The 20,222-nt window shown below is 74.2% G+C and carries 15 protein-coding genes and 1 tRNA gene; 5 read left to right on the plus strand and 11 right to left on the minus strand.

All coding sequences use genetic code 11. The features are described 5' to 3' along the window. Nucleotides 1–120: 120 nt before the first annotated feature. Nucleotides 121–2,328 (minus strand): MMPL family transporter, encoded by a 2,208-nt coding sequence (locus ACFYWQ_RS35225; protein WP_389522318.1) that lies wholly within the window; start codon nucleotides 2,326–2,328, stop codon nucleotides 121–123. 163 nt (nucleotides 2,329–2,491) lie between these two features. After that, complete coding sequence (locus tag ACFYWQ_RS35230) at nucleotides 2,492–3,094, minus strand: TetR/AcrR family transcriptional regulator (protein ID WP_389522320.1); 603 nt, start codon at nucleotides 3,092–3,094, stop codon at nucleotides 2,492–2,494. A gap of 155 nt (nucleotides 3,095–3,249) precedes the next feature. Here ACFYWQ_RS35230 and ACFYWQ_RS35235 point away from each other — a divergent pair, with 155 nt between their 5' ends. Beyond that, entirely contained in the window at nucleotides 3,250–6,510 is a 3,261-nt protein-coding gene (locus tag ACFYWQ_RS35235; protein WP_389522322.1) for a S41 family peptidase, read from the plus strand. Between the two features lie 295 nt (nucleotides 6,511–6,805). Here ACFYWQ_RS35235 and ACFYWQ_RS35240 read toward each other — a convergent pair whose 3' ends face one another. The 4 genes from ACFYWQ_RS35240 to ACFYWQ_RS35255 form a co-directional block, all read right to left on the minus strand. After that, nucleotides 6,806–7,093 carry a hypothetical protein gene (locus ACFYWQ_RS35240; protein WP_389522324.1) on the minus strand — a complete coding sequence of 96 codons (288 nt, stop codon included), beginning with the start codon at nucleotides 7,091–7,093 and terminating at the stop codon, nucleotides 6,806–6,808. A gap of 88 nt (nucleotides 7,094–7,181) precedes the next feature. Continuing rightward, complete coding sequence (locus ACFYWQ_RS35245; RefSeq protein ID WP_389522326.1) at nucleotides 7,182–8,066, minus strand: SDR family oxidoreductase; 885 nt, start codon at nucleotides 8,064–8,066, stop codon at nucleotides 7,182–7,184. Next, nucleotides 8,063–9,058 (minus strand): alpha/beta fold hydrolase, encoded by a 996-nt coding sequence (locus tag ACFYWQ_RS35250; protein ID WP_389522328.1) that lies wholly within the window; start codon nucleotides 9,056–9,058, stop codon nucleotides 8,063–8,065. Before ACFYWQ_RS35250 ends, ACFYWQ_RS35245 begins: the two co-directional genes overlap by 4 nt. Then, the gene (locus ACFYWQ_RS35255) at nucleotides 9,055–10,560 is read right to left on the minus strand and encodes a flavin-containing monooxygenase (protein ID WP_389522330.1); all 1,506 of its coding nucleotides are present in this window, start codon (nucleotides 10,558–10,560) and stop codon (nucleotides 9,055–9,057) included. Before ACFYWQ_RS35255 ends, ACFYWQ_RS35250 begins: the two co-directional genes overlap by 4 nt. Before the next feature lie 176 nt (nucleotides 10,561–10,736). Between ACFYWQ_RS35255 and ACFYWQ_RS35260 the strand changes: the two genes are divergently transcribed. Beyond that, nucleotides 10,737–11,417, plus strand: a complete 681-nt coding sequence (locus tag ACFYWQ_RS35260; protein ID WP_389522332.1) for a MerR family transcriptional regulator — start codon at nucleotides 10,737–10,739, stop codon at nucleotides 11,415–11,417. On the opposite strand, the gene ACFYWQ_RS35265 is transcribed toward ACFYWQ_RS35260, so the two are convergent. Further along, nucleotides 11,405–12,208, minus strand: a complete 804-nt coding sequence (locus ACFYWQ_RS35265; protein WP_389522334.1) for an exodeoxyribonuclease III — start codon at nucleotides 12,206–12,208, stop codon at nucleotides 11,405–11,407. The two genes, ACFYWQ_RS35260 and ACFYWQ_RS35265, sit on opposite strands and share 13 nt — an antisense overlap. 81 nt (nucleotides 12,209–12,289) lie before the next feature. On the opposite strand from ACFYWQ_RS35265, the gene ACFYWQ_RS35270 reads away from it, so the two are divergent. Next, the gene (locus ACFYWQ_RS35270) at nucleotides 12,290–12,790 is read left to right on the plus strand and encodes a GNAT family N-acetyltransferase (RefSeq protein ID WP_389522336.1); all 501 of its coding nucleotides are present in this window, start codon (nucleotides 12,290–12,292) and stop codon (nucleotides 12,788–12,790) included. Here ACFYWQ_RS35270 and ACFYWQ_RS35275 read toward each other — a convergent pair. Further along, nucleotides 12,780–13,427 carry a response regulator gene (locus ACFYWQ_RS35275; protein WP_389522401.1) on the minus strand — a complete coding sequence of 216 codons (648 nt, stop codon included), beginning with the start codon at nucleotides 13,425–13,427 and terminating at the stop codon, nucleotides 12,780–12,782. The two genes, ACFYWQ_RS35270 and ACFYWQ_RS35275, sit on opposite strands and share 11 nt — an antisense overlap. Beyond that, nucleotides 13,418–14,872, minus strand: coding sequence for a sensor histidine kinase (locus ACFYWQ_RS35280; protein ID WP_389522337.1), 1,455 nt, complete (start codon nucleotides 14,870–14,872; stop codon nucleotides 13,418–13,420). The genes ACFYWQ_RS35275 and ACFYWQ_RS35280 overlap by 10 nt, the downstream gene beginning before the upstream one ends. A 199-nt stretch (nucleotides 14,873–15,071) precedes the next feature. Between ACFYWQ_RS35280 and ACFYWQ_RS35285 the strand changes: the two genes are divergently transcribed. Next, entirely contained in the window at nucleotides 15,072–15,944 is an 873-nt protein-coding gene (locus tag ACFYWQ_RS35285) for an ABC transporter ATP-binding protein (protein WP_389522339.1), read from the plus strand. Then, nucleotides 15,938–18,340, plus strand: a complete 2,403-nt coding sequence (locus ACFYWQ_RS35290; protein ID WP_389522341.1) for an ABC transporter permease — start codon at nucleotides 15,938–15,940, stop codon at nucleotides 18,338–18,340. Before ACFYWQ_RS35285 ends, ACFYWQ_RS35290 begins: the two co-directional genes overlap by 7 nt. A 189-nt stretch (nucleotides 18,341–18,529) precedes the next feature. Here ACFYWQ_RS35290 and ACFYWQ_RS35295 read toward each other — a convergent pair. Both ACFYWQ_RS35295 and glpR read right to left on the minus strand, forming a co-directional pair. Next, nucleotides 18,530–18,603 (minus strand) — tRNA-Ala (locus ACFYWQ_RS35295). An 86-nt stretch (nucleotides 18,604–18,689) separates the two neighbouring features. Beyond that, entirely contained in the window at nucleotides 18,690–20,081 is a 1,392-nt protein-coding gene (gene glpR, locus ACFYWQ_RS35300) for a gephyrin-like molybdotransferase receptor GlpR (protein ID WP_389522343.1), read from the minus strand. Nucleotides 20,082–20,222: the final 141 nt, after the last annotated feature.

A 20,222-nucleotide genomic window follows, 5' to 3' on the forward strand; every position in this document is an offset into this window, starting at 1 on the left:
GCCCCTCACCCGAACGTGGGTGACAGCCACACCGGAAGAAGAAGCCGGACACGAAGAAGCCGGTGAGGGCGCCCCGTCCCCACGGAACCCTCACCGGCGGTCTTCACGTCGCCCGCTGCGCTACGCCCGGGCGAGCTCCCGGTCGGCGTCGTCGTCGTGGGCGCGCAGGCCCTCGCCCTCGACGTCGACGTTGGGCAGGGCGCGGTCCAGCCACTTCGGCAGCCACCAGGCCTTCTTGCCGAGGAGGGCGAGGACGGCGGGCACGATGGCCATGCGGACGACGAAGGCGTCGAAGAAGACGGCGATCGCGAGGCCGAAGCCGATCATCTTGACCATCGACTCGGAGGAGCCGATGAAGCCGGCGAACACCGCCATCATGATCACCGCGGCGGCGGTGACGACCCGCGCGCCGTGCCGGAAGCCGGTCACCACGGCCTGGCCGGGGGTCTCGCCGTGGACGTACGCCTCGCGCATGCGGGTCACGAGGAAGACCTCGTAGTCCATCGCGAGTCCGAAGACCACGCCGACCATGAAGATCGGCATCATCGACATGACCGGGCCGGTCTCCTCGACGCCCAGCAGGTCCGCGAACCAGCCCCACTGGAAGACCGCGACGACGGCGCCGAGGGCCGCCATGACGGAGAGCAGGAAGCCGAGGGCCGCCTTCAGCGGGACGAGGATCGAGCGGAACACCACGATGAGGAGGAGGAAGGCCAGGCCGACCACCAGCACGAGGTACGGGACGAGGGCGTCGTTGAGCTTCTGGGAGACGTCGATGTTCATCGCCGTCGAGCCGGTGACGAGGATGTCCGCGTCCGTGTCGGCCTTGATGTCCGTGCCCTTGTCGCGGATGGCGTGGACCAGGTCCTCGGTGGCGACGGAGGACGGCTTGGCGTCGGGGATGACCGTGATGGTCGCGGTGTCGCCGGCCTCGTTGGGGGTGGCCGGGGTGACGGTGACGACGTTCTTCAGGCTCTTGATCTCGTCGCCGACGTCGGAGAACACGGCCTGCGGGTCCTCGCTGCCCTTGGCGTCGACGACGACCATCAGCGGGCCGTTGAAGCCGGCGCCGAAGCCCTCGGAGAGGAGGTCGTAGGCGCGGCGCTGGGTGGTGGAGGTGGGCTGGGAGCCGTCGTCGCCCAGGCCCAGTTCCAGCGACGACACCGGGACGGCCGCCGCGCCCAGGCCGATCACGCCGAGGAGGAGGACGGCGACCGGGCGGCGGACGACGAAGCTCGCCCAGCGGGTGCCCATGTTGGGCTTGGCCGCCTTCTCGGCGGACTTGGCGCGGCCGCCGCCGAGGAGCTTGCCCTTCTCGCCGGCCGGGCGCACCTTGCGGCCCGCGTAGCCGAGGAGGGCGGGGATCAGGGTGAGGGCGATCAGGACGGCGATGGCCACCGTGCCCGCCGCCGCGACGCCCATCTTCGTCAGCATCGGGATGTTGACGACGGAGAGGCCGACGAGGGCGATGACGACGGTCAGGCCGGCGAAGACGACCGCGGAGCCGGCGGTGCCGACGGCGCGGCCGGCCGCCTCCTCGCGGGCGCGGCCCTCGGCCAGTTCGGCGCGGTAGCGGGAGACGATGAACAGGGCGTAGTCGATGCCGACGGCGAGGCCGATCATCATCGCCAGGGTGGAGGTGGTGGAGCCGAGGTCGAGGGTGCTGGCGAGCGCGGTGATCGCGGAGACGCCGATGCCGACGCCGATGAGCGCGGTCAGCAGGGGCATGCCCGCCGAGATCAGCGAGCCGAAGGTGATGACGAGGACGACGGCGGCGACGGCGATGCCGATGACCTCGGTGGCGCCGGTCTCGGGCGTCGTCTGGAGCGCGTCACCGCCGATCTCGACGGTCAGGCCCGCGTCCCGGGCGCCCTCGGCGGCGTCCTCCAGCGCCTCGCGGGAGGAGTCCTCCAGCTCCATGCCGGAGACCTTGTAGCTCACGGAGGCGTAGGCGATCGTGCCGTCCTCGCTGACGGCCTTGGCCTGGAAGGGGTCGGCGACGGAGGCGACCTCGGAGCCGTCGGACAGCTCCTTGACGGTCTTCTCGACGGTGGCCTTGTGGGCGGCGTCCGTCATCTTCTCGCCGTCGGGCGCCTTGAAGACGACCCGGGCGGTGGCGCCGTCGGCGCTCATCCCGGGGAAGCGCTGTTCCAGCAGGTCGAAAGCTTTCTGCGCTTCGGTGCCGGGGATGGAGAAGGAGGTGGTGCCGGCGGCGGGCGCGGAGGCGGCGCCGACGCCGGCGAGCGTCAGCAGCGCCACCCAGATCAGGGCGACGAAGTGCCGTCGCCGGAAGGCGAGTCGGCCCAGCTTGTAGAGGAACGTGGCCACGGAGGCGTACTCCCGGTCAGGTCGTGGGGTGTAGGGGCCCGGGTTTCGGCACGGGTCCCGAGGGCAGGGGTGACCAACCCGGCGTGGAGGCAGGGGTGATCGGCCCGACGACGTGAGCGGTGGCGTCAGGAAGGGCGGACCGCGGGGACGGTCAGGGGAGGGTTCAGGAGGAGACGGGCACGCCGAGGGCGGGGAGGACCACGGCATCGACGTACGCGGTGAGGAAGGCCTGGGTCGGCGGCTGGTCGTCGAGCAGGGCCCGGGTGGCGAAGCCGCCGACCATCATGTGCAGCAGGAAGTCCAGCGCGGGACAGTCGGGGCGGACCTCGCCCCGGTCGACGGCCCGCCGGATCACCCGGTGGAATCCGGACAGCTCCGGGTCGATGAGCTGGGCCCGGAACGCCTGGCGCAGGTCGGGGCTGTTGTGCATCGCCATGGCGATACCCCGCATCAGCGCCGAGTTCCGCTCGATGGTGCAGTCGTCCTCCAGCCGCAGCAGGGCGTGCAGGTCGCCCCGGAGCGAGCCGGTGTCGATCTCGTCACCGTGATCGGGCTTGCTGTGTCTGATGGCCCTCGCGACCAGCTCGGCCTTGCCGCCCCACTGGCGGTAGAGCGTGGCCTTGCTGGACCGCGTGCGGGCGGCGACGGCGTCCATGGTGAGGGCGTCGTAGCCGACCTCGCGGAGCAGGTCGAGCACGGCCGCGTACAACTCGGCCTCGCGCTCGGGGGTGATCCGACTGCGACGCGGGGTGGCGACCTCAGTCATGGCAATCCCTCCGGCTCCAGCACTGTTCGGTGGTGCGTACTCCATGAAGATACCCTGAGACCCAACGAAACGAAACGGTTTCGTACGTGGGCTGGCTCACGTCCGTGAAGGGCACATAAGTTGCCCGGCCCCTTTGACAGGAAAAGCATGGGTAGGTGACCTATCTGCGCCTGCCGCACCTCAGCGGTGACCTGCTGTGCTTCGTGTCCGAGGACGACCTCTGGCTCGCCCCGCTCGACGGACCCGGCCGCGCCTGGCGGCTCACCGTCGACCGTGCCAAGGCCGGCCACCCCCGCTTCTCCCCCGACGGCCGCCATATCGCCTACACGAGCTGGCGCGGGCTGGTCCCCGAGATCCACCTGGTGCCGGTGGACGGCGGACCGGGCCGGCGGCTGACGTACTGGGGCAGCCCGGACACCCAGGTGTGCGGCTGGACACCCCCCGACGAGGACGGGAACGCCGACATCCTCGCCGTCGCCTCCCACGGCGAGCCCTTCTCCCACTTCACCTGGGCCCACAAGATCTCCCCCGACGGCGACCCCGGCCGCCGCCTCCCCTGGGGCCCCGCCTCCGACATCCAGGTCGCCGACCTCGACGGCGAACGGCGGACCCTGCTCCTCACCGGCACCCCGCCGCACGAACCGGCCGCCTGGAAGCGCTACCGCGGCGGCGCCACGGGCCGGCTCTGGCTGCACGGGCAGCGGCTGCTCCCCGACCTCGGCGGCCACCTCCACTCCCCCCTGTTCGTCGGCGGCCGGATCGCGTTCCTCTCCGACCACGAGGGCACCGGCAACCTCTACTCCTGCGCCCACGACGGCTCCGACCTGCGCCGGCACACCGACCACGACGCCTTCTACGCCCGGCACGCCTCCAGCGACGGCACGCGGGTGGTGTACCAGTGCGCCGGTGACCTGTGGATCGTCGAGGACCTGTCGGAGGGCGCCGAGCCGCGCCGGCTCGACGTACGGCTGAGCGGGCCGCGCGCCGGACGGCGGCCGTACCAGATCCCGGCAGCCCTCCACGTGGACGGCATCTCGGTGGACGAGACCGGGCGGGCCAGCGCCGTCGTCGTCCGCGGCAGCCTGTACTGGCTGACGCACCGGGACGGCCCCGCCCGGACCATCACCGACGCCCCCGGAGTACGGGTGCGGCTGCCGGAGATGCTCGGCCAGGCCGGCCAGGTCGCCTACGTCACGGACGCCGAGGGCGAGGACGCCGTCGAGATCGCCTACCTGCCGCGCGCCACCGGCGACCGCGAGCCGCGGCGGCTGGCCTCCGGGGAACTCGGGCGGGTGCTGGAGCTGGTGTCCGACCCGGAGGGCGAACGGCTCGCGATCGCCTCGCACGACGGACGGCTGCTGCTGCTCGACGCGAGCGAGGCGTCCAACGGCGAGGTGACGGAACTGATCCGCTCGATCAACGGGCCCGTGCGGGACCTGGCGTTCTCCCCCGACGGCACCTGGCTGACCTGGTCCCATCCCGGCATCGGGCGGACCCTGCGGCAGATCAAGATGGCCCGGATCTCCGGACTCGGCACGGGCGACCGGCTGATCGTCGACGTCACCAACGGCCGGTTCGAGGACGAGAACCCCGTCTTCACCCGGGACGGCCGCTACCTCGCCTTCCTCTCCTGGCGCGGCTTCGACCCCGTCTACGACGTGCACACCGGGGACCTGTCGTTCCCGCTGGGCTGCCGGCCCTACCTGGTGCCCCTGTCCTCCGCGACGCCCTCCCCCTTCGCGCTGAACCCCGAGGGGCGGCCCGCCGCCGGGGGACTGGACCCGCTGGAGGACGACGAGGGCGCCGACGGGGCGGTGACCGTCGAGGTCGAGGGGCTGGCGAGCCGGGTGACGCCGTTCCCGGTCGCCGCCTCCAAGTACTCGGCGCTGTGCCCGGTCGCGGGCGGCGGCCTGGTCTGGCTGCGCTGGCCGATCTCCGGCGCGCTCGGCGAGACCTTCGTCAACCCGGACGACACCAGCGGGCGCCCGACCCTGGAGCACTTCAACATCAGCAAGGCGAAGAAGTCCGAACTCGTCGGCCACCTCGACGTCTTCGCGGTCAGCGGGGACGGCAGCCGGCTCGTCGTCGTCGACGAGGGCGACCTGCGGGCCGTGCCCTCCACCGAGTCCGGCGACCTCGACTCCACCGTCTGGATCGACCTGCGCCGCATCATGCACGAGGCCGACCCGGGCGCCGAGTGGCGGCAGGCGTACGCGGAGGCCGGCCGGCTGATCCGCGCCTACTTCTGGGACCCCGGGATGTGCGGGATCGACTGGGACGCGGTGCTGGAGCAGTACCGGCCGCTGGTCGACCGGGTCGCCTCCCCCGACGAGTTCGCGGACCTGCTGCGGGAGGTGCTCGGCGAACTGGGCACCTCGCACGCCTACGTCACCCCCGCCCGCCGCAACGAGGGCCCGCTCCACTACCAGCGCCGGCAGGGCCTGCTCGGCGCCAACCTCGTCTGCCGGGACGGCGGCTGGACGGTCAAACGGATCCTGCCCGGCGACTCCTCCGACTCCAAGGCGCGTTCGCCGCTGGCCGGCACCGGCATCCGGGAGGGGGCGGTGCTCACCCACGTGGACGGGCGGCCGGTGGACCCGGTGGCCGGGCCCTACCCGCTCCTCGCCCAGGCCGGCGGGACCACGGTCGAGCTCACCTTCACCCCGGCGGAGGGCGAGGCGGGCCGGGCGCGGCGCGTCGCCGTCGTCCCCCTCGTCGACGAACGGCCGCTGCGCTACCAGGACTGGGTCGCCAAACGCCGCGCGGTGGTCCGCGAGCTGAGCGGCGGACAGTGCGGCTACCTGCACATCCCCGACATGGGCGGCTCCGGCTGGGCCCAGTTCAACCGCGACCTGCGCATGGAGGTCTCCCGGCCCGCGCTGATCGTGGACGTGCGCGGCAACGCCGGCGGGCACATCAGCGAACTCGTCGTGGAGAAACTGACGCGCCGGATCCTCGGCTGGGACCTCACCCGGAACGCCCAGCCGGTGTCGTACGCCTCCAACGCGCCCCGGGGACCGGTCGTCGCGCTCGCCGACGAGGCCACCTCGTCCGACGGCGACATGATCACCGCCGCCTTCAAGCTGCTGAAGCTCGGCCCGGTCGTCGGCCAGCGCACCTGGGGCGGCGTCGTCGGCATGACCGGACGGCACCGGCTCGGCGACGGCACCGTCATCACCGTCCCCATGAACGCCGCCTGGTTCGACGCCTACGGCTGGTCCGTGGAGAACCACGGCGTCGCCCCCGACGTGGAGGCGCTGCGCACCCCCCTGGACTGGGCGGAGGGCCGCTACGCCCAACTCGACGACGCGGTACGCCTCGCCCTCGACCTCCTGCGGAACAAGCCCCCCGCCTCCCCACCGGACCACTCCGACATCCCGAACCGCTCCCGCCCCAAACTCCCACCGCGCAGCTGACCCACCAAGACCAACGGCGGACGGCGGACGGCGGACGGCGGACGGCGGACGGCGGACGGCGGACGGCGGACGGCGGACGGCGGACGGCGGACCAACGCCCTGGGCGGCTCGGCATGCGGCAGGACAACTTCCTCAGGGGCGCGGGGCCGTGTCGATATGCGGCTCCGCCGCGTGGGCGCGACCAGCCCCCACCGGGCCCGCACCCGACGGTGAACCGCAAGCCCTTCGCAGAAGAGCGGGTGCCCTCCCGGCGAACCGGAAGGGCACCCACCTTCACCGGCTGAGCCGAGCCCGACTACACGTCGTACTCGGCGTCCATCCGGTCCTCGTCCTCACGCTCACGCCGCATCCGCTCCTGCTCCTGCTCAGGCCGCATCCGCTCGTGCTCGGGCCGACCACCGCGCCCGGGCTCGGGCCGGCCACCGCGCCCCGGCTCGGGCCGCTCACCGCGCTCCGGACGCCGGCCGCGCTGCTGGGTCTGGGCCTGGGCCTGCTGGGCCTGCCCCTTGGCCTGCCCCGCCTTCTGCTTGGCCTGGTCCTGGAACTGCTCGGCCTGGTCCTGGAACTTGTCCTTGATACCCATGTGGGTTCACTCCCCTTGAGGGTGAGGGAATCGGCCCTTGATCGGGCCTCGACCAGATTCACACGCAGGGAGGAACGGCGCATTTCGATCAACTACGCTGCGTAGCCCGGGCTTCCTCGTCCGCCGCCCCACCTGCGCCGACGAGCCCGGTGCGCATCCCTTGCAGCCTCGGCGCGAACCGCCTCATCTCCCGCTGCCCCACCGTCCCGATGAGCGCCGGGAGATACCCGCGCACCCCCTGCATCCCGCGCAGCCACCACTGCCCGTACACATGGGCGGCGCGCCGCTCGATGCCGGCGACGAGCCGGTCCACGGCCGGGCCCAGCGGGTACGTCTTGTTGGACGGCCACGGCAGCCGCTGCCTCAACTCCCGCATCACGTCGTCCTGATCGGCGCCGCGCACCATGTCGGTGTCGGTCCACGACAGGTACCCGATGCCGACGCGTACGCCCTGGTGGCCGACCTCGGCGCGCAGGCTGTGCGCGTACGCCTCCACGCCCGACTTGGACGCGCAGTACGCGGTCATCATCGGCGCCGGTGTGATCGCCGCGAGCGAGGCGATCTGGAACAGGTAGCCGCGGCTCCGCGTCAGCAGCGGCAGGAAGGCGCGGGCGGTGACGGCCGAGCCCACGAGGTTGACCTCGATGACCCGGCGCCAGGACTCAGGGTCGGAGTCGGCGAACGGACCGCCGGTGGCGACGCCCGCGTTGGCGACCACGATGTCCACCCTGCCGAAGCGGTCCTTCACCTCCTGGGCGACCCGGCTCATCGCCTCGTGGTCGGTGACGTCGGCGTACCAGTGGGCGCCGTCGCCGTGCAGCCGCTCCGCGACCTGCTTGAGGGCGTCCGGCTCCAGGCCGACCAGCGCGATCCGCGCGCCGCGTGCGGAGAGCTTGCGGGCGAGGAGTTCACCGACGCCGCGGGCGGCGCCGGTGACGACGACGACCTTTCCTTCGAGGCTGACCCTGCTCATGCGCCCTCCTTGAGCTGCGGTACGTGGGTGGTGACGAGGTCCCGGATCGTCGCGGTCACCAGGTCGGGTGCCTCGACCGGGGTCATGTGACCGATGCCGGGCAGTTCTCTCAGGCCGGCGCAGTCCGGGAGCGCGTCGGCGATCCGGCGGGCGTGCACCGGCGGGGTCAGACGGTCGGCCGTGCCCGCGATCACCGCCGTCGGCACCCTCAACTCCCGTACGGCGTGGTCGAGATCGAGCAGGCTGAGGACGTGCGACCAGGAGTGGCGCACGGCGCGCGGACAGGCGTGCACGATCCGGGCGCACGCGTCGACCATGTGCGGGGCCGAACCGGCGCCCATCGTGGCGTACTTGAGGACCCGGCGGGCGACGGGGGTGACCGGGCCGAGCGGTGCCCGCGACCCGAGGACGCGGCCGGTCAGCCAGGTCCGCAGCCGGCCGGGGCGCAGCGGCAGCACCGTCGACTCGGCCACCAGCCGCGAACTGCCCGTGCTGCACAGCACGGCGGCCGCCGCGTGCTCCCGGAAGGCGGGCCGGCCGGAGGCCGCCATGATCGTCATGCCGCCCATCGAGTGTCCGGCGACGACCGCCTTCTCGCCGGGGGCGAGCGTGGCGGTGAGGACGGCCTCGAGGTCGTCGGCGAGGGCGTCGGTGCTGCACGCCGGGCTCGCCGGGGTACGGCCGTGGCCGCGCTGGTCGTAGACGACGACCTTGTGGTCGGCGGCCAGCGCCTCGACCTGGGCCGCCCAGAAGGCGGTCGAGCAGGTCCAGCCGTGGGCGAGGACGACGGCGGGCGCGGTGTCGGGGCCGTACACCTGCACGTGCAGCGAGGCGCCGTCGGCGGAGACGGCGGTCAGCTCCCTCGGGGCACCGACGACGCCCGTGCGGTGAGCCCGGTCCGCGTCACGGCGGACGCCCGCGCCCGCGTCACGGCGGGTGCCCGTACCTGTCTCACGGCGGGTGCCCGTGCCTGTCTCGCGGCGGGTGCTCATGCCGTGACCTCCGCCTTCTTCACGGCGGGCGCGCGCAGGACCTCGTACTCGGCGAGGTCGACCCGCCGCGTCTCCCGGCGGAACTCGGCCGTCGTGCCCGGCCAGATGGTGGTGTTGCGGCCGTTCGCGTCGAGGTACCAGCTGGTGCAGCCGCCCGTGTTCCAGACGGTGCGCTTCATCCGCTCCTGGACACGGTGGTTCCAGGCCCGCACGGCGCCGGGGCGGGCGTCGAGGGCGGCGCGGCCTCCGAGGACGTTCAGCTGGCGGAGGTAGTCGGCCAGGTAGTTCAGCTGGGACTCGATCATGAGGATCATCGAGGAGTTCCCGAGGCCGGTGTTGGGGCCGATGATCGACATCCAGTTGGGGAAGCCGGCCGCGGAGGTGCCGCGCAGGGCCTCCATGCCGTCCTTCCAGGACTCCGCGAGGGTCCGCCCGTCGGCGCCGACGACCCGCTCGGCGATCGGCATGTCGGTGACGTGGAAGCCGGTGCCGAAGACGATCACGTCGGCCTCGGCCTCGCTGCCGTCGGCGGCGACGAGGGTGGAGCCGCGGACCTCGCGCAGCCCGCTCGCGACGACGTCCACGTTCGGGCGGGTGAGCGCCGGATAGTACGTGCTCGACAGCAGGATCCGCTTGCAGCCGATGCGGTAGTCCGGGGTGAGCTTGGCGCGCAGGGCCGGGTCCTTGACGGCACGGGCCATGTTCCGCTTGGCGAGCTGCTCGACGAAGCCGAGTTCGTTCGGGTGCTTGGTGAAGGCCTGCACCTGGAGTTCGCGGATGCCCCACAGCAGGCCGCGGCGGACCTGCGTGGTGACCGGCAGCCGCTGGTGCAGCCAGCGCTCGGCCCGGCTGATGGGCCGGTCCATGCGGGGCATCACCCAGGGCGGGGTGCGCTGGAAGAGGGTGAGCCGGCCGACCTCCGGCTGGATGGCGGGCACGATCTGGATGGCCGAGGCGCCCGTGCCGACCACGGCGACGCGCCGGCCGGCGAGGTCGTGGTCGTGGTCCCAGCGGGCCGAGTGGAAGACCTTGCCGGGGAAGGAGTCCAGGCCCGGGACGTCCGGGATCTTCGGGTCGGACAGCGGCCCGGTCGCGGAGACGACGACGTCGGCGGAGAGCGCACCGCTCGCCGTCTCGATGTCCCAGCACAGCCGCTCCGTGTTCCAGGTCATGCGCATGACCTCGGAGTCGAAGCGGAGGTGGGGCCGCAGGCCGAAGGTGTCGGCGACGTGCTCCAGGTAGGCGCGGATGTGCTCCTGGCCGGAGAAGGTGCGCGGCCAGTCGGGGTGGGGCGCGAAGGAGAAGGAGTACAGGTGCGAGGGCACGTCGCAGGCGCACCCCGGGTAGCTGTTGTCCCGCCAGGTGCCGCCGACGCTGCCGGCGCGTTCGAGGACGACGAAGTCGGTGATCCCCTCACGCCGCAGCCGTACCGCGGCCCCCAGTCCGCCGAACCCCGATCCGATCACCGCCACCCGCACGTGCTCGTGCTCGTGCTCGGTCATCCCGACGCCTCCCTGCTCCGCGACCCTGCGGATCTGCCGATCTGTCCACGCCGCCGCCGCCACTGACGCGACTCTGCCAGTGAACACTGGCGCAATGGGAGCGTAGAGCAGCTCCGTACTGATGGGTAGGGGGCATGCGGAGGAAAGTTACCGTCGGTACGTCATAGGCTTCCGGCGTGGCGGACAAGCGGGAATACCGGACGGAGGAGCTGGCCGAGGCGGCCGGCATCACGGTGCGCACCCTGCGCTTCTACCGCGAACGCGGCCTGCTCGCGCCACCCCGCCGCGAGGGCCGCATCGCCTGGTACGACGACCACCACCTGGCCCGCCTGCGCACGGTCGCCGCCCTGCTGGAGCGCGGCCACACCCTCACCGGCATAGCGGAACTCGCCGAGGCCTTCGACCACGGCCGCGACGTCGCCGACCTGCTCGGCGTCGGCACCCCCACCGAGGAGGAGCCGGTCCGCCTCACCCCCGAGGAACTCGCCGCCCGCTTCGAGGGCCAGGTCACCCCCGAGAACCTCGCCGCCGCCCTCGACCTCGGCTACCTGGGCACCGACGGCGACGAGATCGTCCACATCAGCCGCCGCCTGCTGGACGTCTCCACCGCCCTGGTCCGCGAGGGCATCCCCCTCGCCGACGTCCTGGCCGCCGGCGCCCGCGTCCGCGCACACGCCGACGCCCTCGCCGACCTCTTCGCCGACCTGGTCCTCCGCCACGCCGCCGAGGACGACCTGCCCCGCCTGCGCCCGCTGGCCCGCAGCGTGGTGGAGGCGGAACTGTCCCTGGCCCTGGACCGCAGGCTCGGGCACGGCCGCGCGGACCGGAAGCCCGTGCCGCAGGATCAGAGGTCGTAGACGACGGTCACCGGCGCGTGGTCCGACCAGCGCTCGGCGTGCGTGGCCGCGCGCTCGACGAAGCCCTTGACGGCCTGGGCCGCGAGACCGGGCGTGGAGACGTGGTGGTCGATGCGCCATCCGGCGTCGTTGTCGAAGGCCCGCCCCCGGTAGGACCACCAGGTGTACGGCCCGTCGGTGTCCGGGTGCAGGGCGCGGACCACGTCCACGTAGCCGCCCTCCTCCGGTGCGAGCACCCGCGTCAGCCACGCGCGCTCCTCCGGCAGGAAGCCGGAGCTCTTCTGGTTGGCGCGCCAGTTCTTCAGGTCGGCCTGCTGGTGGGCGATGTTCCAGTCGCCGCAGACCAGGACCTCGCGGCCGTCGGCGGCGGCGCGTTCGCGCAGCTCCTTGAGGTGGGCGAGGAACTCCGACATGAAGCGGACCTTCTCGTCCTGGCGGTCGGTGCCGACCTCGCCGGAGGGGAGGTAGAGGGAGGCGACGGTGACACCGGGGAGGTCGGCCTCGACGTAGCGGCCGGAGGTGTCGAACTCCGACGAGCCGAAGCCGACCCGGACCGCGTCCGGCTCACGGCGGCTGTAGAGGGAGACACCGGCGCGGCCCTTGGCGGCGGCGGGGGCGTGCGTGACGTGCCAGCCCTCGGGGGCGCGGACCGCCTCGGGCAGCTGCTGCGGCTCGGCACGCACCTCCTGGAGGCACAGCACATCGGCGGAGGTCCCGGCGAGCCACTCCACGAAGCCCTTCTTCGCGGCGGCACGCAACCCATTCACGTTCACGGAGGTCACGGTCAGCACCCGGGCACGATACCTGCACACTGGACGAGGTCCAGTTTTTGTCCACCACCCATCAACCTGCATGGATGTACCGTGAGCCGCATGTCTATACGCCGTGTTTCCTTCGACCACCCCGACGCCGTCAAGCTGAACGACGAGGTCCAGGCCGAGTACCACGAGCGGTACGGCGACGGCGGCGACGCCACGGTCCTGGAGCCGGCCGATTTCCATCCGCCCCGGGGCGTGTACTTCATCGCGTACGACGAGCAGGAGCGGCCCGTCGCCACCGGCGGCTGGCGCAGCCAGGACGAGAACGGCGAGGGCAACCAGGACGGGGACGCCGAACTCAAGCGGATGTTCGTGATCAGGGAGATGCGCGGCCGGGGGCTGGCCCGGCGGATCCTCACCGCGCTGGAGGAGGACGCGGCGGCCGCGGGGCGCCGGCGGATGGTGCTGGAGACCGGCACCGAGCAGCCGGAGGCCATCGCGCTGTACACGACCAGCGGCTACGAGCCGTGCACCAAGTTCGGCTACTACCGGTTCCACGAGTCGAGCCGCTGCTACGCCAAGCCCCTCGCCCCGCTCGGGACGCCTAACTCCTGAGATACGCCAGGACCGCGAGGACCCTGCGGTGGGTGTCCTCCGCCGGGGGCAGGTCGAGCTTGGTGAGGATGCCGCCGATGTGCTTGCCCACGGCCGCCTCCGAGACGACCAGCGCCCTCGCTATCGCGCCGTTGGACTTCCCCTCCGCGACCAGCGCCAGGACCTCCCGTTCGCGCGGGGTGAGCCGGGACAGCGGGTCGCGGCGGCGGCTGAGGAGCCGGCGGACCACCTCCGGGTCGACCACCGTGCCGCCGGACGCCACCTCGGCGAGCGCGTCCACGAACTGTTCGACCTGGCCGACGCGGTCCTTGAGCAGGTAGCCGACGCCGGTGCCGTCCCCGGAGTCGAGGAGTTCGGCGGCGTAGGCGCGCTGCACGTACTGGCTGAGGACGAGGACGGGCAGGCCGGGGCGGTCGGCGCGCAGGCGGACCGCCGCGTGCAGGCCCTCGTCCTGGAAGGCGGGCGGCATACGGACGTCGGTGACGACGACGTCGACGCCGGGGGCGTGCCGGTCGACCGCCGCCAGCAGGGCGTCCGCGTCCCCGACCGCCGCGACGACCCGGTGGCCGAAGCGCGCGAGCAGGGCCGTCAGGCCGTCGCGCAGCAGGACGCTGTCCTCGGCGAGGACTACGCGCAGGCCGTTCCCCCCGCCGGCCCGGGGCGCTTCGGGTCCCTGCCCTCCGGGGCCGTGCCCTTCGTGGCCTGCGGGTCCTTCGTGTCCTTCGGGTCCGTGGGGCCCGTGTCCTTCGGGGCGGGATCCGTCGTCGGCTCGGGGTCCGTCAGGCCGGGGTCCGTAGGCTCGCAAGGGATCTCCACACGCAGCAGGGTCGGTCCGCCCGGCGGGCTGGTCAGCGACAGTCTTCCATCGAGCACCGACACCCGGTCGGCGAGTCCGGTGAGGCCGGTGCCACGCGTGGAGTCGGCGCCGCCCCGGCCGTCGTCGGCCAGCTCCAGGACGAGCCGGCCGTCCCGGTGTCCCCCGCGCAGCCGGACGCGGTTCGCCCCGCTGTGCCGGGCCACGTTGGCGAGCGCCTCGCGGACCACGAAGTAGGCGGCGGTCTCGACGGGGTCGGGGAGGCGGTGCGCGAGGTCGAACGCGACGTCCACGGGGACCGGCGAGCGGTCGGCGGCGTCGGCCACGGCGGCTTCGAGGCCGTAGTCGGCGAGGACCTTCGGATGGATGCCGTGGATCAGCTCCCGCAGTTCGGCCAGGGCCGCGCCGGCCTCCTCGTGGGCCCTGGCGAGCTGGGCGGCGAGGGGACCGCCGGGCGGGGCGTCGAGGCGGGCCAGGCCGAGGGTCATGGTCAGGGCGACGAGGCGTTGCTGGGCGCCGTCGTGCAGGTCGCGTTCGATGCGGCGGCGTTCGGTCTCGAAGGCGTCGACGAGCCGGGCGCGGGAGCGGGTGAGTTCGACGACCCGGGCGGCCGGGTCGCCGCCGCGCGGGGCGAGGAGCAGCCGGGTGAGGGCGGCCCGTGCGGCGGCCGCGGCGCCGAGGACGTAGGCGCCGGCGGCCAGCAGCAGCACGCCGAGGGCGGCCGCGAGGAAGGCGGTCGGCCCGTCGGTGACCGTCCACGCCTTGAGCACCTTCGTCTCACGGCCCTCGCCGATCGTCGCCAGCAGGACCGGCGTCGCGGTCAGCGACAGGGGCAGGGCCGCGGCCACCGTGAGCAGAAGGGCCTCGGCCGGCCAGAGCAGGCACGCGGTGAGCAGGGTGTGGCCGAGGGCACGCCAGGTGGCGCTTTCACGCAGGCGGGTGGTGAGCCAGCTGCGCAGCCCGGGGACGGGGGGCTCGGCGTGCGGGCCGGGGGCCTCGTCCCCGTCCACCAGCCGCAGACGGCGGCGCTCCAGGGCGGCCACGGGCAGTCCGGCGAGGGCGAGGGCGGCGAGGAGCGGCAGTCCGACCAGGGCGAACGCCAGGACCCCGCCCACGGCCACCCAGATCACCAGGCCCACCAGCACCACCGCCCCGGCCACCGCGCCGGTCAGCAGATAGGCGGCGGCACGCCAGGGCCACGGCGACAACAGGTAGCGCGGGTGGACGAGGGCCTGCCGGACGGAGACCGGTGCGGTTCGGGGGGCCATGCGGATCACCGTAGAAGCCGGGGACGGGGGGCCATGCGGATCACCGTAGAAGCCGGGGCCGGGGCGGGCCATCCGTTCAGGGCGAGGTCCGGGGGTATGCCTGGCCCTACCCCGACTCTCGCCCCTGCCCCAGCGACCGGGACCGTCGGCCCGCGGTTGGCTGGCCCCACCGACACCGAACCGGGGGGTACCGACCGAGATGACCGAGCCAGCACTCCGACTGACCGCCGTCCGCCGCCACTACGGAACGAAGGACGCCCGGGTGACCGCGCTCGACGACGTCACCCTCGCACTGCCCCGCGGCTCCTTCACCGCCGTCATGGGGCCGTCGGGGTCGGGCAAGTCGACGCTGTTGCAGTGTGCCGCGGGACTGGACCGGCCCGACTCGGGGTCGGTGCGGATCGGCGGGACCGAGCTGGCCGGGCTGAGCGAGCGGCGGCTGACGCTGCTGCGGCGGCAGCGGATCGGGTTCGTGTTCCAGGCGTTCAACCTGCTGCCGGCGCTGACCGCCGAGCAGAACGTGGCCCTGCCCCTGCGGCTGGCCGGCCGGCGCCCGGCGAAGGCGCGGGTGCGGGAGGCGCTGCGGCAGGTCGGGCTCGCCGACCGGGCCCGCCACCGGCCGGCCGAGCTGTCCGGCGGGCAGCAGCAGCGGGTCGCGCTGGCCCGCGCGCTGATCACCCGGCCCGAGGTGCTGTTCGGTGACGAGCCGACCGGCGCGCTCGACTCGGCGACCGGCCGCGAGGTGCTGGCCCTGCTGCGCGGCATGGTCGACACGGAGGGCCGGACGGTGGTGATGGTCACCCACGACCCGGTCGCCGCGTCGTACGCGGACCGGGTGGTGTTCCTGGTCGCCGGCCGTGTGCACGGCGACCTCACCGGGGCGGACTCGGAGACGGTCGCGGCGCGGATGGCGGGACTGGAAGACGGCCGCCCGGCCGCGCGCCATGTGACCGCGCATCACCTGAGCCGTGGTCACCTGAGCGCCGATCAGCCGGGGACCGCGCGGACGGCGTCGGCCCGGACGGCGTCGGCCCGGACGGCGTCGGCCCGGACGGAGGGTGCCCCGTGCTGAGTGTCGCGGTGCGGACGCTGCGCGCCCGGTGGGCCGCGTTCGTCGGGAGTGCCGTCGCCCTCGCGGTGGGGGTGGGGCTGCTCGTCGTGATGGGGCAGGCGCTGGCGGCGGCCGCTCAGGCTCCGGTGCGGGCGCCGGAGCGGTTCGCGGCGGCGCCGGTGGTGGTGAAGGGGCAGGACGTGGTGCGCGTGGCGACGCCGACCGGGGTGCGGACGGGCCGGCTGGCGCACCCGCGGGCGGTGCCCGCCCCGGTCGTCGCCGCGTTGCGGGCGCTCGGGCCGGTCACCGAGGACCGGTCCTTCCCGGTGCGGGTGACGGGCGGCCCCGGCACGCTGGTCGGCCATCCCTGGTCGACGGCGCGTTTCGCCCCGTACGAGCTGAGCGCGGGGCGGGCGCCCCGGACGGGCGGCGAGGTCGTGATCACCGGTGACTGGGCCGGTGTGGGCGACCGGCTGAGCGACGGGTCCCTGGTCGTGGGGACGGTGCGGGCGCTCGGGTTCGAGAACGCCGTGTTCTACCCGGACGCCCGAGCCGCCCAGCTGGCGCCGGAGTCACGGCAGTTGGTGGTGCGGGCGGACCCCGCCGCCGTACGGGCCGTCGTCGCCGGTTCCGGGGCGCGGGTGCTCACCGGGGACGACCGGCGGCTGGCCGACGCCGGTCCGGAGCGGGAGGGGGAGGCCCTCACCGCGCTGAACGCGCTGTTCGGGACGGCGGGCGGGGTGACCGCGTTCGTGTCGGTGTTCGTCGTGGCGTCCGCCTTCGCCTTCGCGGTCGAGCGGCGGCGCCGGGAGTTCGGGCTGCTGCGCACGGCGGGTGCCACCCCGGGCCAGGTGCGCCGGACGGTGCTCACGGAGGCGTCGCTGGTCGGCGTGGCCGCCTCGGCGGCGGGCTGCGCGCTCGGCGGGTACGCGGCGCCGCTGCTGGGCGATATCGTCGTCGACGGCGGGCTCGCGCCGGACTGGTACACGATCGGCGGCCGTGTCTGGCCGTACCCCGTCGCCTTCCTCACCGGTGTGGTGGTGGCCCTGTCCGGCGCGGCCGTGGCGTCGTGGCGGGCCGGGCGGACCGCGCCGGCGCAGGCGTTGCGGGAGGCGTCCGTGGACGGGCGGACGCTGCCGTGGGGGCGGCGGGTGTGCGGGGCGGCGCTGCTGGTCACGGCCCTCGCGACCCTGGCGTACGCGCTGGCCACGGACCCGGGGGACCTGCTGCACCGCAAGACGTACGTCAGCCGTCCCATGCTGCTCATCACGGCGGCCGCGCTGCTCGCGCCGGTGCTGGTACGGCCGTTGGTGCCGCGGCTGCCGGGCACGACCGGGCTGCTGGTGCGGGCGAACGCCGTCGCCGGGGCCCGGCGCACCGCCGCCGTCGCGGCGCCCGTCCTGGTGACGGTGGCCCTCGCGGGCTCGCTGCTGGGCACCACGGCCACGCTGGACGAGGCACGGGCGGCGGAGGTGGGGGAGCGGACGCGGGCGGACTTCGTGGTCACCCCGGCCGACGGAATCTCCTTGGACGGCACGGCACTTGACGGGCTGCGGCAGGTGCCGGACACGGTCGTGTCGGCGTCCTCCGCGACCGCCGTCCACACCCTGGAGGACGGGGTCGCGCTGGTGCGGTCCGAGGCGCGGGCGGTGGATCCGGCGCTGCTCGGCGCGACCGTACGGCTGCCGGTGACGGCCGGGCGGGTCGCGGACCTCGACGACGGGTCGATCGTGGTGAACGAGGAGTGGGCGGAGCACCGGGTGGGGCGGCGGGTGCGGGTGTGGCTGGGCGACGGAACGGCGAGGACACTGCGGATCGTCGCCGTCCTGGCCACCGGGACCGGGGACAACGGGGTGTACGTCAGCGCGGCGAACGCGGGCGGGGCCGGGGTGGACCGGGTCGACGTGCGGGTGCGTGCGGGCGGCGACGCGGCGCGGGTCGCGGCCGGGCTGCGGGCGGTGGACGGGGTGCGGGTGGCGAGCCGGGCGGAGTGGGTGGCGGCCGCCCGCCCGGAGAGCGACCGGACGGCCCGGCTCGGGGTGCTGCTCGTGCTGGGCATCGCGCTCCTGTACGCCGGCCTCTCCGTCGCCAACACCCTGGTCATGGCCTGCGCCGAGCGCGCCCGCGAGGTGGCGGCGCTGCGGCTGGCCGGGGCGACCGGCGGGCAGGTGCTGTGGTTCGCGGCGGCCGAGGCGCTGGCCGTCGTCGCGGTGGGCGCGCTGCTGGGGCTGCTGGTGACGCTCGTCGGCCTGGCCGGGACGGGCGGTGCGCTGGGGCTGCTGTCGGCGCCGGTGACGGTGGTGGTGCCGTGGGCGGCGCTGGGGTGGACGGCGGGGGCGTGTGCGGTCCTGGCGGTCGTCTCCGTGGTGGTGCCGACGGCGTTCGCCCTGCGGCGCCCGGCCCGAACGCCCACCTGACGCTCACCGCACCGGCATCGGCCGGGACCCCGCCCCCCGCCTCGCGGAACGGCCGTACACCCACCGCGACTTCCGCCCCGGCACGCCCGCACCGGGGCGCCTGCCGCCGGAGGCACCTACCGACGGAGAGAAGAAACCGGCATGGCAAAGGGCCCGTTCCTGTTTCCAGGAACGGGCCCCTATGCTGCGTGGACCTGAGGGGATTTGAACCCCTGGCCCCCTCGATGCGAACGAGGTGCGCTACCGGACTGCGCCACAGGCCCTTGCAACGAGTGAAACTCTAGCACCCCGATCGGGCTGCTCGGAAATCCGTTGCCGGGCCCGACCAGCGGTCCCGCCGCGGCGGAGGTCACTCGTTGGCGGCCCGGGGGCGGTCGCCGTCCTCGTACTGGTCGAACAGCGGCGTACGGCCCCGCTCGCGGGAGCGGCGGGCGGAGGCGGCGCGGCGCGCGTCGCTGCGTTCGTCGCCGTCGGCCCTGGCCGGGTCCCCGGGCTCCCCGGCCGGGTCGGCGCCCGCGTCGGCGTCCCGTGTCCCGTCGGCCGCCTCGTGCTCCGGCGCCACGGCGCTGGAGCGGGCGGAGCTCCACGCGTCGGGCGCCCCGAGGTCGACCCCGGCCGTGGCCCGTGGCGCGACCGGCGCGGTCACGTACGTCGGCAGCGGGACGGGTACCGGGTCCCAGCTCTCGCCGTGGCCCGGCCGCCGCTGCCGTTCGCGCTGCTGGTCGACCCACTCCGCGTGATCGGTCTGCTCGACGAGCGCCCTGCGGTCGGCGGCGAGCGCCAGCAGTCCCGGGTCGGTCTCCGGTTCGGGGCCCTCGTGCGGCTCCTCTGCGGCGGCGTCGAGGACGCCGTCGGCCGACGCGGAGGCGCCGGCGGGGGTCCGGCGGCGCGGCTGGCGCTCCCGCAGCCGCTGCGCGGCGGCCTCGGCCTGCTTGCGGTCCATCTGGAAGGCGAAACGGCGGCGCTCCTGGGAGCGCAGGTACGCGATGTACGCGCTGAGCAGGACGGCGGGCACGCCGGGTGCCCACAGGAACGCGAGCCCGCCGACGGCGGCGACGATCGCGCCGAGCGTGAACGCGAGGAAGAGCACCACCGTGGTGCGTCTGCGGCGCGCGAGCACCTTCGTGCGCTGGGCGCGCGCGGCGGCCGCCTTCGCGGCTGCCGGTGTGGGGGCGGAGAGCGGGGCGGGGGTGGCCGCGGGCGCCGGCGCGGAGGGCGTGCGCCGGGCGTCGGGCACGCGGGGGTGCGCGGGCGCGCCGGCCGGCTCGTGGGCGGCCTGGGGCGCCGGTTCGCGCATCGATTCCCGACCCGGTTCCCTTTCCCTGCCCGGCTCGCGGACCGATGCGCGTCCCGGGTCGTGCACCGATGCCCGCACCGGTTCGCGCGTCGGCTCCGGGCGCTCCCGGTCACGCTCCCACTCCCGGTCACGCTCCCGTTCCTGGACCGTCGCCGTGGCCTGGGGGCGGGTCGGAGGCATGGCGAAGGCCCGGACGTCCACCGAGTCGGTGAGGACGTCCGGCGCGTCGGCGTCGGGCTCCCCCTCCTCGGCGGAGCGCGCCCGCAGGTCCTTGGCGTACCGGCGCTCCATCCCCGCCCGTCCGGACAGCAGCCGGATGGCGGTGCTGAAGCGTTCCGTCGGACGGGCCTCGTTCAGCTCGTCCTGCCTACGGAGCCACATCGGCACCAAGTAGGCGGCCCAGGCCCCGACAATGACTGCGTAGATGAGGCCGCTGCTGCTCACGTCTCACACCGTAGAGGGGTTTGCGTGAGGCCATCCGCCAATTGGGCCGGTGTGTCGCACGATCTGGCTGATATTTCGAGCTTTTTTTGCGACTGGTCCGATCAGCGGCAGCCCGAACCGGGAATTCCGCAACCTCGGAAC

It is taken from the genome of Streptomyces sp. NPDC003247, from assembly GCF_042888135.1.
GTDB lineage: Bacteria > Actinomycetota > Actinomycetes > Streptomycetales > Streptomycetaceae > Streptomyces.